This window comes from Ruegeria sp. HKCCA5426 (genome assembly GCF_013034585.1).
In the GTDB taxonomy this organism is placed as follows: domain Bacteria; phylum Pseudomonadota; class Alphaproteobacteria; order Rhodobacterales; family Rhodobacteraceae; genus Ruegeria.
The window spans coordinates 95364-108298 of sequence record NZ_WQGH01000003.1 but is presented as its reverse complement, the minus strand read 5'-3'; the positions used below and the strand labels follow the sequence as shown (position 1 = coordinate 108298).

The following is a 12935-nucleotide window of genomic DNA, read 5'->3' as shown; positions in this document are numbered from 1 at the left end:
GGAGGTACATGTCATTACCCGGACATGCACGGGTTGGGAGTAACCTAAATATATCTCCAGAGTATCACTTTGATCTGCATCATTCCATCAAAGTTACGACACAAGACGATATCCGCCCGACTCTGTGACCAAAAGGCGCGCGTTCGACGGATCGGGCTCGATCTTCTGGCGCAGGCGGTAGATGTGGGTTTCCAGCGTATGCGTGGTGACACCGGCATTGTATCCCCAAACCTCGTGCAGCAGCACATCACGCGCAACCACACCGTCGGCCGAGCGGTAGAGGAACTTGAGGATATTTGTCTCTTTCTCGGTCAGCCTGATTTTCCGGTCATCTTCGGTGATGAGCATCTTCATCGCAGGCTTGAAGGTATACGGCCCAAGAACAAAGACCGCGTCCTCGGACTGTTCGTGCTGGCGCAGTTGGGCACGGATACGGGCCAGAAGAACCGGGAATTTGAAAGGCTTGGGTACGTAATCATTGGCACCGGCATCAAGGCCCAGAATGGTGTCGGCGTCGCTATCGTGCCCCGTCAGCATCAGGATCGGACTTTTGACACCCTGCTTGCGCATCAGGCGGCACAGTTCGCGACCATCGGTATCTGGAAGGCCGACATCCAGAATAACCAGATCATAGATCGCTTCGCGGGCGCGCTCCATGGCGGACTGCCCGTCGGACGCTTCGAACACGTCAAAGTCTTCGGTCATCACAAGCTGCTCACTCAGAGCTTCGCGAAGATCTTCGTCGTCGTCCACCAGCAGGATTTTCTTAAGCTGTGCCATATCTGGTCCTCCTAAGCCTTTTCCACCACTTGCGCGTCAAAGATGCAATCAACAAGGTTTGCTGCAATCGTCTCACGCCCTCGTGTCTGATGATGAGGAAATGTTTCACATTTCCGTCCGATCAGGCTACAGGAAGGGCTAATCGTTACAGGGTAACATAAATGAGTCTCATCCCGGATATCTCGGAACTGCTGGCACGCGCGCGTGCGGACCTGCGTATGGGTGTGCCTGTCATCCTGACAGATGACAGCGGCTTCAGCGTTCTTGCAATCGCGTCAGAAACACTAAGCGCCCAACGGCTTGCGGATTTGCGCGGGCTGGGCGGTGAACCGGTCGTCGCCATTACCGTGCGCCGGGCAGAAACGCTCAGGGCGCGAGCCTATGATGGGGATTTGGCACGGGTGATTATTCCAGCCGATGCGGATATCGGTTGGGTTCAAGCGGTCGCCGACCCGTCCGATGATCTGAACGCACCGATGAAAGGCCCCCTGATGACGCAACGTCAGGGCAGCTCCAGCCTGCATCGTATCGCCATTGCCCTGACCAAATCCGCGCGCTTGCTTCCCGCAGCCGTTGTTGTCCCAATTGATGACGGGCGCGCCTTTGCCAGCGCACATGGCCTCACCTGCATTGATCACACCCGGGCAGCACCGCATCTGGCAGATCGCAGCATCCTGAACGAAGTGGTGGCAGCCCGCCTGCCCATGGAGGTGTCCGAGGCAGGGCGGCTTCATGTCTTTCGTCCGGAAGATGGCGGCGAGGAACATTACGCCATCGAAATCGGACGTCCCGACCGTAGTAAACCCGTATTGGCCCGTTTGCACTCGGCCTGCTTTACGGGCGATCTCATGGGCAGCCTGAAATGCGATTGCGGCCCTCAGCTTCGGGGTGCGCTTGCCCAGATGGGAACCGAAGGGGCCGGGGTGCTGTTGTATCTGAACCAGGAAGGGCGCGGTATCGGGCTGGCCAATAAGATGCGGGCCTATTTCCTTCAGGATCAGGGCTTCGACACGGTCGAGGCCAACCATCGGCTGGGATTCGAGGATGACGAACGGGATTTTCGTTTGGGTTCGGATATCTTGAAATCTCTGGGGTTCAGTGCTGTCCGATTGCTGACCAACAATCCGGCCAAGATCGCGATGATGGAAAAAACGGGAATCGCCGTCACGGAACGCGTTCCGCTGAAGGTCGGAGAAACAGCCCATAATCGCGGGTATCTGGCGACCAAGGCTGAAAAATCGGGCCATCTGCTTTGACCCCCTCTGACCTTGTGCTCACACCGCGGGGCGTCCGGTTTGCCGGGCGCACGTTTCCCTGTTCGATCGGCAAGGGTGGGCTCAGCAACACCAAGCGTGAGGGCGACAGCGCAACCCCGACCGGTGTTCACCGTATCTTCGGTATGCTTTACCGCCCTGACCGGATCGCGGCGCCAACTCCATGGGCCATCCCGATTGGGCCGTGGGATCTGTGGTCGGATGACAGCGGCGATGATCGCTATAACCAACTGGTCAGCGCGCCCTACCCGTTCAGCCATGAAAAACTGCGCCGGGCCGATCCCTTATACGACTTGGTTCTGCTGACCGATTGGAACTGGCCTAATGCGGTACCGGGAAAAGGTTCGGCAATCTTTCTGCATCAATGGAGAAGGCCCGGCTATCCCACCGAAGGTTGCGTTGCGTTTCGAAGGGAACACCTTCATTGGATCGCCGGAAGGATAACACCCGATACGCGGCTGATTATTCCTGCGGTTTGACACGCTCGCCAAAGATCGCCGATCCGACACGCACATGGGTTGCGCCCGATGCGATGGCCTTTTCAAAATCACCGCTCATGCCCATGGACAGCCCCGTTAGCCCGTTCCGGTCTGCGATTTTGGCAAGCAGCGCAAAATGCAGCGCGGGCTCTTCCTCGACCGGAGGGATACACATCAATCCGGCCAATGGCAGGTCCAGATCACGGCATTCAGCGACGAATGCATCTGCCTCGGCAGGCATGACACCGGCCTTCTGATCCTCTTCCCCGGTATTCACTTGTATGAACAAGTCGGGACAGGCTCCGATCTCTTGCGCAAGACGCGCCAGCGTTCTGGCGAGCTTGGGGCGATCGACAGAGTGTATCGCGCTGAACAACTCCATGGCCTGACGCGCCTTGTTCGTCTGGAGCGGTCCGATCAGATGCAGATCAATATCAGAATAGTCCCGCATGAAGTCGGGCCATTTCCCCATGGCCTCTTGCACCCTGTTTTCCCCAAAACAGCGGTGCCCCTCATCCAGAACACCGCGAACGCGTTCGTTCGGCTGTACCTTGGACACGGCAATCAGCTTAACAGACCCGTTTGGCCGCCCGGCAACGGTTTCAGCTTTTTGGATACGAGTGGCGATATCATGCAGCGACATGGGGATCCTCAATTGGTTTGAGGCAGCAAAACACCATGTCAGCCCAAAAGAAAAGGGCAGGTCCGAAGACCTGCCCTTAAACCTTGCGGTTCAGATCAACTTAGAAGTTGAATTGAGCACCGAAGTCAGCACGGATGGTGCTGTCTGCGCTGCCGACTTTGGTGTCGCCGATACCACCGCGCAGCGATGCACCGCCACCCAGGTCGTAGATTGCGCCGATACCATACTGACGGGTGTCACCGTCTGCCGAACCGTCACCGTAAGCGGCGGTCAGGGTCAGAGCCGAACCAACGTTGTAAGCTGCCGACAGACCGTAGAAGGTGTCGTCGGTTGCTTCACCAGCCGAGTTCACAGGTGTGTCGCCTTCGTCACCAACAAACAGGGTGCCCGAGAAGTCGCCCCATTCACCACCCAGGGTGAAGACCAGCAGGTCAGGGTCATCGCCGAACGAACCCGCGTCGGTCTGACCATAGGCCAGAGCTGCGGTGATGTTGTTGAAGGTGTAGGTCGCGCTGATGTCCCAGCGGTCTGCATCTTCAGGAACGCCGCCCAGAGCAACGGTTGCCTGGTCGTACGATGCGCCGAATGCGAAGTCGCCAACTGCGTACTGGAAGAACACAGCGTTCGAACCCGAACCGGTCGACGAGTAACCCAGGAAGCTGTAGTTAACGCCCGAGTACTGGCCGATGAAGTTTTCCAGGCCCGGCTCGTTACCGTAGTAGTTTGCCAAGTTGTCGAAGGCACCTGCAACGTTGCCCGCGTCAACACGCAGACCACCGTAGATGACCGAGAAGCGTGCGCCGTTCAGGCCGGCTGCGTTTGCTTCACCGTTGCCGGCGTTTTCGTCAGCCTGCAGACGAACACGAGCCGAGAACTCAACGCCGCCATCGGTTTCAACGACGCCGTCGATGTTCAGACGGAAGCGCGAGATCAGGATGGTGTTGTCGGTGTCGACAGTCGCGTTGGCGTTGGTGCCGGTTCCGCGAACAATGTCACCGCTTGCGGTGGTGGTGAAGTTCGCAACCGAACCGGTGCGGTCTTCTTGGTATCCAATACCAAAGCGGCCGTAACCGCTAAAGCGTACGTCGGCCGCTGCAACACTTGCGGTTGCGATCAGAGCGGTCGATGCGAAGAGAACTTTTTTCATCTTGTTTCCCTCGGTTTCAAAGTTTTTCTACTCGACACATGCCTCAGCACATGTCTCAGCACGGGAACCGTTTCGCTCTTTTTGCCCCCTTCGCGCAAGCACGGCATAATTGGACAGCATGCATTGGCAACAGATTGGTGCAAGGATGCCACAGTCCGTTTTGAGCCTTAAAGCATCAGCAATACCGCTTATTTGTTACAATAAGAGGGTTGTTGCCGCACTGGACCTTGTCTAGGAGTATCACTGAACGAACGAGACCAAGTGAAACAGGACCAGTCGACGATGCGCCTGCAGACGATTATCGGTTTGATCATAGTGGCTGCCGCAGTGTCGGCCTGCGGACAGAATCGAGGGGCCGCGCCGAACCCTGATCTGCTTAATACAGACAGCGGACGATCAAGCGAACGCGAACTGAACGATCCCAACCGTTCGACCATCTGGGATGTATTCGACACCAGAAACGCAGAGCAGGTTACAAATGTGAACCGCTATCTGTGGGCGGCGTCGCTGGATGTATTGAATTTCCTGCCCGTACAAGAGGTCGACCCATTTACTGGCATAATTGTAACGGGTTACGGGACACCCCCGGGTGGCGGACGCTCGTATCGGGCGACGGTTCATATCAGCGACCCGGCTCTGGCGGCGCGCTCTTTGTCGGTGGCATTGCAATCCAGCGGCGGCGCACCGGTCAGCGCCGCAACTACGCGCGCGGTCGAGGATGCCATCCTGTCCCGCGCCCGTCAGTTGCGTATTGCGGACAACAAGCTCTAGCAACCCGCCGAAAATCACAATATTACCACGCCGGGTTCATTCCCGGCGTTTTCATTCATGAAGGACCGCACGATGTCGCGCTACTCGGCCAACGAAATCGAAGCTAAATGGCAAGAGGCCTGGGACAAGGCCGGGATCTTCACCGCCAACCACAAGGCGGATAAGCCGAAATATTACGTGCTTGAGATGTTCCCCTACCCGTCTGGCCGAATCCATATGGGCCATGTGCGCAATTACACGATGGGCGACGTGATCGCGCGGCACAAACTGGCAACCGGCCACAATGTGCTGCACCCGATGGGCTGGGACGCGTTTGGGATGCCTGCGGAAAACGCGGCGATGGCCATTGGCGGCCACCCCAAAGACTGGACCTATGGCAATATCGCCGACATGCGCGGGCAGATGAAGCCGCTGGGCCTGTCGATCGACTGGTCGCGCGAATTTGCGACCTGTGATCCCGAATATTACGGCCAGCAACAGGCGCTGTTTCTGGATATGCTCGAAGCCGGTCTGGTTTACCGCAAGAACGCCGTGGTGAACTGGGATCCCGTCGATATGACCGTTCTGGCCAATGAACAGGTTGAAAACGGCCGCGGCTGGCGCTCGGGTGCGCTGGTCGAGCGCCGGGAACTGACGCAGTGGTTCTTCAAGATTTCCGACTATTCCGAGGAATTGCTGGACGCGCTGGATACGCTGGACAACTGGCCTGCCAAAGTCCGCCTGATGCAGGAAAACTGGATCGGCAAGTCGCGCGGCTTGCAGTTCGGCTTTGAACGCACTGATGGCGGCGAACCGATCACCGTCTACACGACCCGCCCTGATACGCTGATGGGGGCGTCTTTCGTCGGTATTTCACCCGACCATCCGATCGCCAAACAGCTTGAGGCGGAAAACCCAGAAGTTGCTGAATTTGTTGCGGAATGCCGCAAGGGTGGCACCACCGAAGAAGCGATCGAGACCGCCGAGAAGCTGGGCTATGACACCGGCATCAAAGTAAAACACCCGCTGGACCCGAATTGGGAACTGCCGGTCTGGATCGCGAACTTCATCCTGATGGATTACGGCACCGGCGCGATCTTTGCCTGCCCCGCACATGACCAGCGCGATCTGGATTTCTGCCGCAAATACGGCCTGCCCGTGGTCGATACGTTCTTTGCGCTGGATGACGACTCTCCGGTCGACAAGCTCGCATTCGTTCCGCCGAAAACCGAAAAAGTCCGCTGGGTGAACCACTTCGCTGGCCTGACCGAGGCAACAGGCGACGAGGCCATCAACACCACCGTCGATTTCGCTGAAAAGGCCGGATGGGGCCAAGGTGTCACCAAGTACCGTCTGCGCGATTGGGGGCTAAGCCGCCAACGCTATTGGGGCTGCCCGATTCCCGTAGTGCATTGTGATACCTGCGGCGTGGTGCCCGAGAAGAAAGAAAACCTGCCGGTCCGCCTGCCCGACGATGTGACCTTTGACAAACCCGGCAACCCGCTGGACCGTCACCCGACCTGGCGCGACTGCGTTTGCCCGTCCTGTGGAGCACCGGCCAAGCGTGAAACCGACACGATGGACACGTTCGTCGATTCGTCGTGGTATTTCGCCCGGTTCACCGCTCCGCGCGCCGAAACACCCACCGATCTGGCCGAAGCCGAATACTGGATGAATGTCGACCAGTATATCGGCGGGATCGAGCACGCGATTCTGCACCTGCTTTATTCCCGCTTTTTTGCGCGGGCGATGCAGATCACCGGCCACCTGCCAAAAAAGGCGATTGAACCGTTCGATGCGCTGTTCACGCAAGGCATGGTCACGCATGAGATCTACCAGACCCGCGACGCCAATGGCCGCCCGGTTTATCACCTGCCCGAGGATGTGACCGACGGCAAGCTGGCCGACGGCACCGAGGTTGAGATCATCCCCTCGGCCAAGATGTCGAAATCCAAGAAGAACGTGGTGGATCCGGTCAGCATCATCTCGGCCTTTGGCGCAGATACCGCCCGCTGGTTCGTTCTGTCCGATTCGCCGCCAGAGCGTGACGTGGAATGGACCGCATCGGGGGCCGAGGCCGCGTTCAAGCACCTGAGCCGCGTGCATCGCATCGCGTCGGAAATCGCGGAATCGGACGCTCCGGCCAATGCCGAAGACGAAACCCTGCTGCGTGAAATGCACAAGGCCATCCACGATGTATCGGGCGGGGTCGAATCCTTTGGCTTCAACGCGTCCATCGCCAAGCTTTATGCCTTTACCAACACGCTGGCCAAGTCCAAGGCGGGCTCTGACGCCAAACGTCAGGCCGCCAAGACGCTGGCGCAACTTATGTCCCCGATGACACCACACCTGTCAGAGGAACTGTGGCAGTTACTGGGCGGCGAGGGGCTGGTTGCCACCGCCCCCTGGCCCGTCGCGGATGAGGCGATGCTGGTTGACGATACCGTCACCCTGCCGATCCAGATCAACGGCAAACGCCGCGCGGAAATCAGCGTTCCCAAGGATATGGACAAGGCAGAGGTTGAAAAAATCGCGCTCAGCACCGAAGCTGTGCAAAAGGCGCTGGATGGCAATGCGCCGAAGAAAGTGATTGTTGTCCCAGGCCGGATCGTGAATGTCGTTGTTTGACCGCAGAACCCTGTTAATGCTGCCGCTGGCGCTTGCCGCCTGCGGTTTTGAGCCTGTTTACGCCCCCGGCGGATCAGGCGATGCCCTGAACGGCAAAGTTCAGGTTTCCGCACCAAATGATGTTGAAAGCTATTTGCTGGTTCAAAATCTGGAACAACGGCTGGGTCGCAGTTCCGGGTCAGTCAAGGATTATCAACTGGATGTAAACTTGGTCACCCAGACGCGGCGGGCGGCCATCCGAACAACCAACGAAACCGACCGGTATACGATCGAGGGCCGTGCCAGATTCGCCCTTAAGTCGAATGAAACAGGTCAGGTTATGACTTCTGGAACAGTTTCGGACTTTGTCGGGTATTCGGCAGCGGGTTCGACAGTGTCGACCCTTGCGGATGAGCGCGACGCCACTGACAGGTTGATGGTCATTCTCTCTGATCAGATCGTCAGCCGCCTTTACGCGGCACCGGGCCTGACTCAATGAAACTCAGCCCGCGCGAGGCCGAGGGCTATTTCGCTAAACCGGACGCGGACAAGACCGGTCTGCTGATCTACGGGGCCGACGCCATGCGCGTGGCGCTGAAGCGCCAGCAGGTTCTTGCGGCGCTGTTGGGCCCAAATGCCGAAGAAGAGATGCGCCTGACCCGTCTGCCAGGGTCCGACTTGCGCGCGGACCCCGCTGCGCTTTTGGATGCGGTAAAGGCAGTTGGCTTCTTTCCCGGCCCCCGCGCTGTTCTGGTCGAAGACGCAACAGATGCAGCAGCGCCAGCGATTCTGGCGGCGCTGGAGGATTGGCGCCCCGGCGATGCGCAGATTGTCGTTACGGCTGGGCAACTCAAGGCCAGTTCAAAAATGCGCAAGGCATTCGAGGCAAATCCTGCAGCGTTTGCGACCGGAATTTACGATGATCCGCCTTCGCGCAACGAGATTGAGCGGGTTCTGACACAAGCCGGTTTGAAGAATATCCCTCGGGATTCAATGTCGGCCCTGACCGAGTTGGCTGCCGGCATCAGCCCCGGCGATTTCTCTCAGACCATTGAAAAGCTGTCGCTTTACAAGTCCGGCGACGCAACTGAACTGACGATCGAAGATATCGAAGCTTGCGCCCCGCGCTCGACCGAGGCAGCATTGGATGATGTTCTCAACGTCGTTGCCGAGGGTCGCGCCGGAGAGATTGGTCCGCTGATCCGAAGGTTGCAATCGCAGGGCACCGATGCGGTCGCGTTGTGTATCGGGGCCACTCGGCATTTCCGCACGTTATATGCATGTGCCTCAGACCCCGGTGGTGCGGCACAGGGGATCAGCAAGATGCGCCCGCCAATCTATGGAAAGCGCCGGGATCGGATTGTAAGGCAAGCGCAAGGCTGGGGTGCAGCGAAACTTCAGACTGCCCTGACCGTACTGACAGATACGGATCTTACGTTGCGATCCGCAGGCCAGACGGCCCCGGCAATGGCACTTGTTGAACGGGCGATGATCCGTCTGGCGATGCTGGCACGGCCGCGTTAGCGCCCGGTTTCCAGCCACTCGCAAGCCCTGCGGCCAGCCCAACGCCCCGTTGCCAGACACGCCGTCAGCAGATACCCCCCGGTTGGGGCCTCCCAATCCAGCATTTCGCCCGCACAAAACACCCCCGGCAAAGACGTGAGCATAAGCCTGTCATCCACGGCGGCTTTGGCAACGCCTCCGGCTGTCGAGATCGCCTCATCCATGGGGCGTATACCGGCGTGATGAATAGGTAAACGCTTGATAGCATAAATCAATTTCTCTGATTCAAGAACCTCACTCTTTGTCATTTCGTGGAACAGAGCAACTTTTTGAGGGGACAGTCGCAGCGATTTCTTCAGCCACTGCGACACGGTTGTCTTGGGTTTTTTGGCTGAAAGGCGTTCTGTCAGGACCGACGTGTTCAAGTCAGGCGTCAGATCGACAAACAACGAAGCACCTTGGCGCAGGGCGGGGGTCAGTGAATACAATCCTCCGCCCTCTAGCCCATTGGCGGAAATCGTGGCCTCTCCCCGACTGGTGGCGTCCCCGGCCACCCATTGAATCGACTTCAGGGCCGCACCGAAATGAGGGCGCATGTGATGGCTCCAATCCACCGAAAGGGCCGAATTCGACGGTTCAAACGGGGCAAGTGGAATCCCTTTGGCCGCCAGAATTGGGGCCCACTGCCCGTCAGAGCCCAACCGCGCCCAACTTGCACCGCCCAGTGCCAAAATCGTTGCATCCGAGTTTACGCTTTGTTTGCCGTCGGGGGTTTCGAATACCAGAGCCCCGTCCTCCCATCCGATCCACCTCCAGCGCGTTTTGATCTCAACGCCAGCCGACCCGAGCCGACCCAGCCATGCGCGCAGCAAGGGGGAGGCTTTCATCGCAGTTGGAAATACGCGCCCAGTGGACCCGGTAAACACTTCCTGCCCCAGATCACGGGCCCAGTCCTGAACATGGGTTGCGTCAAATTCGGCCACGATAGGACGCAGCCACCGGGCAGCAGGACCATAGAATTGCATCAGGTCCTCGAATGGCTCATCCTTGGTCAGGTTCAAGCCAGACTTCCCGGCCATCAGGAACTTGCGTGCGACCGATGGCTTGGCCTCGGCCACTAATACGTCATGACCAGCCGCTGCAAGCTCTTGCGCAGCCATCAGGCCAGCGGGCCCTGCCCCGATCACCACTGCCTGTGCCATTCCTGTCCTATTGCCTTCTGCCGAATCCGACGCAACTCTTGCCAAGTTATGTCAGAAATTGATCCAATCTGCCCACTTTGCGACCGTCCGATACCAGATGGGCACGGCAGCCTGCACCATCTGATCCCAAAACTCAAAGGGGGCAAGGGCGGGCCCACCGTTTTACTGCACGTGATCTGCCACAAAGAAATCCACGCAACCCTGACCGAGGGCCAGTTGGCGCGGGAATTCAATACAGTAGAGGCTTTGCGCGCTCATCCAAGGTTGGAAAAATTCCTGACTTGGGTTCGCAAGCGCCCGCCCAGTTTTCGCTCGAAAGTGCCGGGGCGCAGGCGTGCGCGATAGTTATTCGGGCCAAACTTGATCCCCAAACGCGTCCCGTACCGGGGACGAAAGCCCGCTGACCTCAAGCCCGCGATAGTCCGGGGAAGGCGCGAACGTTCCACCGGCAACATGCTGAAACTCCAGCGTGGTATACGGCCTTTTCCACAGCCATTCCCGGTTTTCGACAGCCCATAAATCCGCATTTGGGGGCGTTTCATCCGTGAACGCATAGAAATGCAGGTCAAACCCGTATTGGGCAACATCCTGCATAGACAACAAGCGCATCCCCTGCACGCGGCAAAATGCATCCTCGGCAGCGATATCGCCCGTGCGCAGCGTGATCTGACCAAGACGCGCTTCTGTAAAGGGGTGTGACGAAGTGGCCGCATTTTCAGGCCGATTACCTTCAAAATCCCACTGCAAGAATTCGATCACGAAGCCCTCGGGGTCTTTGAGATGGCACATGTAACCGATATCCAGAAATTGCTTCGGCTCCGAAACGTCCACCCCCTTTTCACGCAGGAAGGTCGCCGCCAGATCCACATCCGGCAGGGTTATTCCGATCTTCCAATATCGTTGCCCCTGATCGTGGCTGTATTTGCCGCCACCTGGCATCATGACCACGTCGGCGTCAGGGCCGCCGTAGCCGACACGTTGGCACACCCCTTGGCCTTGGACAGTCATGCCAAGAATGTCCCGGTAAAATGCCGACAATCGTTCCGGATCAGACACGCGCAACCGAAGGGCGGATAACCTCATTCGCACAGCCTTGCGATACCCTGCGCGATTCTGGGATCGGCCTGCACACTGTCGGCAACCAGCTCATGCGCCGTTTGCATCAGCAGGTCAGGTTCTACAACGCGATCCACCAGACCAAAGGAATACGCCTCATCCGCAGTTATCTTTTGTCCCGCCATCAAAATCATCTTGGTGCGTGCCGGGCCGATCAATGCTGCCATACGCTTTGGGTCCGAAGGTTGTGGCAGAAAACCAAGCTTCATCACCGGGTAAAAGAACTTGGCCGATGGCACCGCAATGCGCAGATCGCAAGCCAGAACCATACCATTGGCACCACCGGCCAAAGTGCCGTTCAGCGCAGCGACCGTCAGGCATGGCAAGGCGGCGATGGCACCTGACAAACGCTCCCACAGGTCCGAGGTCGCAAGGCCCGCGCGGGCTTCGTCCAGATCGGCACCGGCGCTGAAAACCTTTCCTGCACCGGTCAGGATCAGGGCGCGAGCCTCAGTCGCATTTTCTGCGATTTCACACAGTTCGGCTAGCATCGCCCCGGTCAATGCATTGGCCTTGCCCGGGTTGTTCAGAGTGACAGTCCACAACCCGTCAGTCTTGGTCAGTTGGATCACGTCAGCCCCACCCTTTGCCGAATGTCTTCGCGCCTAAGCGAAATTTCAGTGCCCAGAAACTCATCCGCATCCTCGGAACACATCCAAAGCAACGCACGGGCAGGCCAATCAGCCGGGATATGATCGCTCCAATCAAGTTGGCTTACCGCGTTGATGCCGCTGGCCTTGATGACGCGCTGCATATCGGTGGCGACGGTTCCGGGCGACAACCCCATCGCGCGGATGCCGTGAATAGCTTCTTCAAGATGCAAGCACTCAGTCAGCATCTTCGCCCCCGCTTTCGAGGCGCAATAATGGCTCCACGCCTCGATAGGGTTTGATGCCGCGCCTGAGGATACGGTCAGCACAGTGCCGCCACCGGCCGCACGCATCACGGGCAGTGCCGCGCGCATTCCGTAAAAGACCCCCTTCAGGTTGATGTCGATCGCATTGCTCCACGCCGCGACATCGGCGCTGGACATGTGAAAGATCGGGTCAATAACACCTGCATTCCCGATTAAAACGTCCAATCCACCAAACCTGTCCACGCAATCGGCAACGGCTTGTTCCACCTGAGCAAAATCGCTCACGTCGCATTGCAGTGCCAGTGCGTTTTCGCCCAGCGCGTCGGCCAAAGTTGCAATTTCATCGCGGCTGCGCGCGACCAGAGCGACGTTTGCCCCGGCTGCGGCAAAAACACGCCCAGCCTCAGCCCCGATGCCGCGGCTTGCCCCTGTGATCAGTACGGTTTTTCCTTGCATATGAACCCTGTACCTCCGTTGTTTTTAAATTGTGTGAACCTCTACCGTGCGAAGGGGGAAAGGGTCCACCCCTTGACGCCCGCCGCCACAGACACGACGATGCGCGCAAGATTTATCAAGAA

General features: G+C 58.3%; 14 protein-coding genes. 7 read left to right on the top strand and 7 right to left on the bottom strand.

Annotated elements, in window-relative coordinates:
* Positions 1 to 93: 93 nt before the first annotated feature.
* Positions 94 to 780: a response regulator transcription factor gene (locus GOV87_RS05655; protein ID WP_170415695.1), complete on the bottom strand. Its 687-nt coding sequence runs from the start codon at positions 778 to 780 to the stop codon at positions 94 to 96.
* Between the two features lie 161 nt (positions 781 to 941).
* Between GOV87_RS05655 and ribA the strand changes: the two genes are divergently transcribed.
* Complete coding sequence (gene ribA / locus GOV87_RS05650) at positions 942 to 2036, top strand: GTP cyclohydrolase II (protein ID WP_171124457.1); 1095 nt, start codon at positions 942 to 944, stop codon at positions 2034 to 2036.
* Entirely contained in the window at positions 2033 to 2533 is a 501-nt protein-coding gene (locus GOV87_RS05645) for a L,D-transpeptidase (RefSeq protein WP_171211137.1), read from the top strand. Before ribA ends, GOV87_RS05645 begins: the two co-directional genes overlap by 4 nt.
* Here the strand turns inward: GOV87_RS05645 and GOV87_RS05640 are convergent.
* Both GOV87_RS05640 and GOV87_RS05635 read right to left on the bottom strand, forming a co-directional pair.
* Complete coding sequence (locus tag GOV87_RS05640; protein ID WP_171211136.1) at positions 2517 to 3176, bottom strand: YggS family pyridoxal phosphate-dependent enzyme; 660 nt, start codon at positions 3174 to 3176, stop codon at positions 2517 to 2519. The genes GOV87_RS05645 and GOV87_RS05640 overlap by 17 nt on opposite strands.
* Before the next feature lie 100 nt (positions 3177 to 3276).
* Positions 3277 to 4323: a porin gene (locus tag GOV87_RS05635; protein ID WP_171211135.1), complete on the bottom strand. Its 1047-nt coding sequence runs from the start codon at positions 4321 to 4323 to the stop codon at positions 3277 to 3279.
* A gap of 282 nt (positions 4324 to 4605) precedes the next feature.
* Here GOV87_RS05635 and GOV87_RS05630 point away from each other — a divergent pair, with 282 nt between their 5' ends.
* The 4 genes from GOV87_RS05630 to holA all read left to right on the top strand — a co-directional run bounded on the left by GOV87_RS05630 (position 4606) and on the right by holA (position 9204).
* Positions 4606 to 5094 carry a DUF3576 domain-containing protein gene (locus GOV87_RS05630; RefSeq protein WP_171124687.1) on the top strand — a complete coding sequence of 163 codons (489 nt, stop codon included), beginning with the start codon at positions 4606 to 4608 and terminating at the stop codon, positions 5092 to 5094.
* Positions 5095 to 5166: 72 nt separating this feature from the next.
* Positions 5167 to 7701, top strand: a complete 2535-nt coding sequence (gene leuS, locus GOV87_RS05625) for a leucine--tRNA ligase (protein ID WP_171124464.1) — start codon at positions 5167 to 5169, stop codon at positions 7699 to 7701.
* Positions 7688 to 8179: an LPS assembly lipoprotein LptE gene (gene lptE, locus GOV87_RS05620; protein ID WP_171126363.1), complete on the top strand. Its 492-nt coding sequence runs from the start codon at positions 7688 to 7690 to the stop codon at positions 8177 to 8179. The genes leuS and lptE overlap by 14 nt, the downstream gene beginning before the upstream one ends.
* Complete coding sequence (holA, locus tag GOV87_RS05615) at positions 8176 to 9204, top strand: DNA polymerase III subunit delta (RefSeq protein WP_171211134.1); 1029 nt, start codon at positions 8176 to 8178, stop codon at positions 9202 to 9204. Before lptE ends, holA begins: the two co-directional genes overlap by 4 nt.
* Here holA and GOV87_RS05610 read toward each other — a convergent pair.
* Positions 9201 to 10385, bottom strand: a complete 1185-nt coding sequence (locus tag GOV87_RS05610; RefSeq protein WP_171211133.1) for a TIGR03862 family flavoprotein — start codon at positions 10383 to 10385, stop codon at positions 9201 to 9203. The two genes, holA and GOV87_RS05610, sit on opposite strands and share 4 nt — an antisense overlap.
* Before the next feature lie 48 nt (positions 10386 to 10433).
* On the opposite strand from GOV87_RS05610, the gene GOV87_RS20395 reads away from it, so the two are divergent.
* Complete coding sequence (locus GOV87_RS20395) at positions 10434 to 10730, top strand: HNH endonuclease (RefSeq protein WP_254428817.1); 297 nt, start codon at positions 10434 to 10436, stop codon at positions 10728 to 10730.
* Here the strand turns inward: GOV87_RS20395 and GOV87_RS05605 are convergent, their stop codons facing one another.
* Genes GOV87_RS05605 through GOV87_RS05595 form a run of 3 tightly spaced genes read right to left on the bottom strand, consistent with a single transcriptional unit; the run spans position 10731 to position 12813 of the window.
* A complete protein-coding gene (locus tag GOV87_RS05605; RefSeq protein WP_171211132.1) occupies positions 10731 to 11468 on the bottom strand; it encodes a VOC family protein in 738 nt (245 codons plus the stop codon).
* Positions 11465 to 12073 (bottom strand): enoyl-CoA hydratase/isomerase family protein, encoded by a 609-nt coding sequence (locus GOV87_RS05600; RefSeq protein WP_171211131.1) that lies wholly within the window; start codon positions 12071 to 12073, stop codon positions 11465 to 11467. The genes GOV87_RS05605 and GOV87_RS05600 overlap by 4 nt, the downstream gene beginning before the upstream one ends.
* Entirely contained in the window at positions 12070 to 12813 is a 744-nt protein-coding gene (locus tag GOV87_RS05595) for an SDR family oxidoreductase (protein WP_171211130.1), read from the bottom strand. Before GOV87_RS05595 ends, GOV87_RS05600 begins: the two co-directional genes overlap by 4 nt.
* Positions 12814 to 12935 lie beyond the last annotated feature (122 nt).

Bases quoted from the DNA above. Each gene is read 5' to 3' on its own strand.
- GOV87_RS05655 (WP_170415695.1), bottom strand. From the start codon at position 780: ATGGCACAGCTTAAGAAAATCCTGCTGGTGGACGACGACGAAGATCTT.
- GOV87_RS05605 (WP_171211132.1), bottom strand. From the start codon at position 11,468: ATGAGGTTATCCGCCCTTCGGTTGCGCGTGTCTGATCCGGAACGATTG.
- GOV87_RS05610 (WP_171211133.1), bottom strand. From the start codon at position 10,385: ATGGCACAGGCAGTGGTGATCGGGGCAGGGCCCGCTGGCCTGATGGCT.
- leuS (WP_171124464.1), top strand. From the start codon at position 5,167: ATGTCGCGCTACTCGGCCAACGAAATCGAAGCTAAATGGCAAGAGGCC.
- ribA (WP_171124457.1), top strand. From the start codon at position 942: ATGAGTCTCATCCCGGATATCTCGGAACTGCTGGCACGCGCGCGTGCG.
- holA (WP_171211134.1), top strand. From the start codon at position 8,176: ATGAAACTCAGCCCGCGCGAGGCCGAGGGCTATTTCGCTAAACCGGAC.
- GOV87_RS05635 (WP_171211135.1), bottom strand. From the start codon at position 4,323: ATGAAAAAAGTTCTCTTCGCATCGACCGCTCTGATCGCAACCGCAAGT.
- GOV87_RS20395 (WP_254428817.1), top strand. From the start codon at position 10,434: ATGTCAGAAATTGATCCAATCTGCCCACTTTGCGACCGTCCGATACCA.
- GOV87_RS05595 (WP_171211130.1), bottom strand. From the start codon at position 12,813: ATGCAAGGAAAAACCGTACTGATCACAGGGGCAAGCCGCGGCATCGGG.
- GOV87_RS05640 (WP_171211136.1), bottom strand. From the start codon at position 3,176: ATGTCGCTGCATGATATCGCCACTCGTATCCAAAAAGCTGAAACCGTT.
- GOV87_RS05630 (WP_171124687.1), top strand. From the start codon at position 4,606: ATGCGCCTGCAGACGATTATCGGTTTGATCATAGTGGCTGCCGCAGTG.
- lptE (WP_171126363.1), top strand. From the start codon at position 7,688: ATGTCGTTGTTTGACCGCAGAACCCTGTTAATGCTGCCGCTGGCGCTT.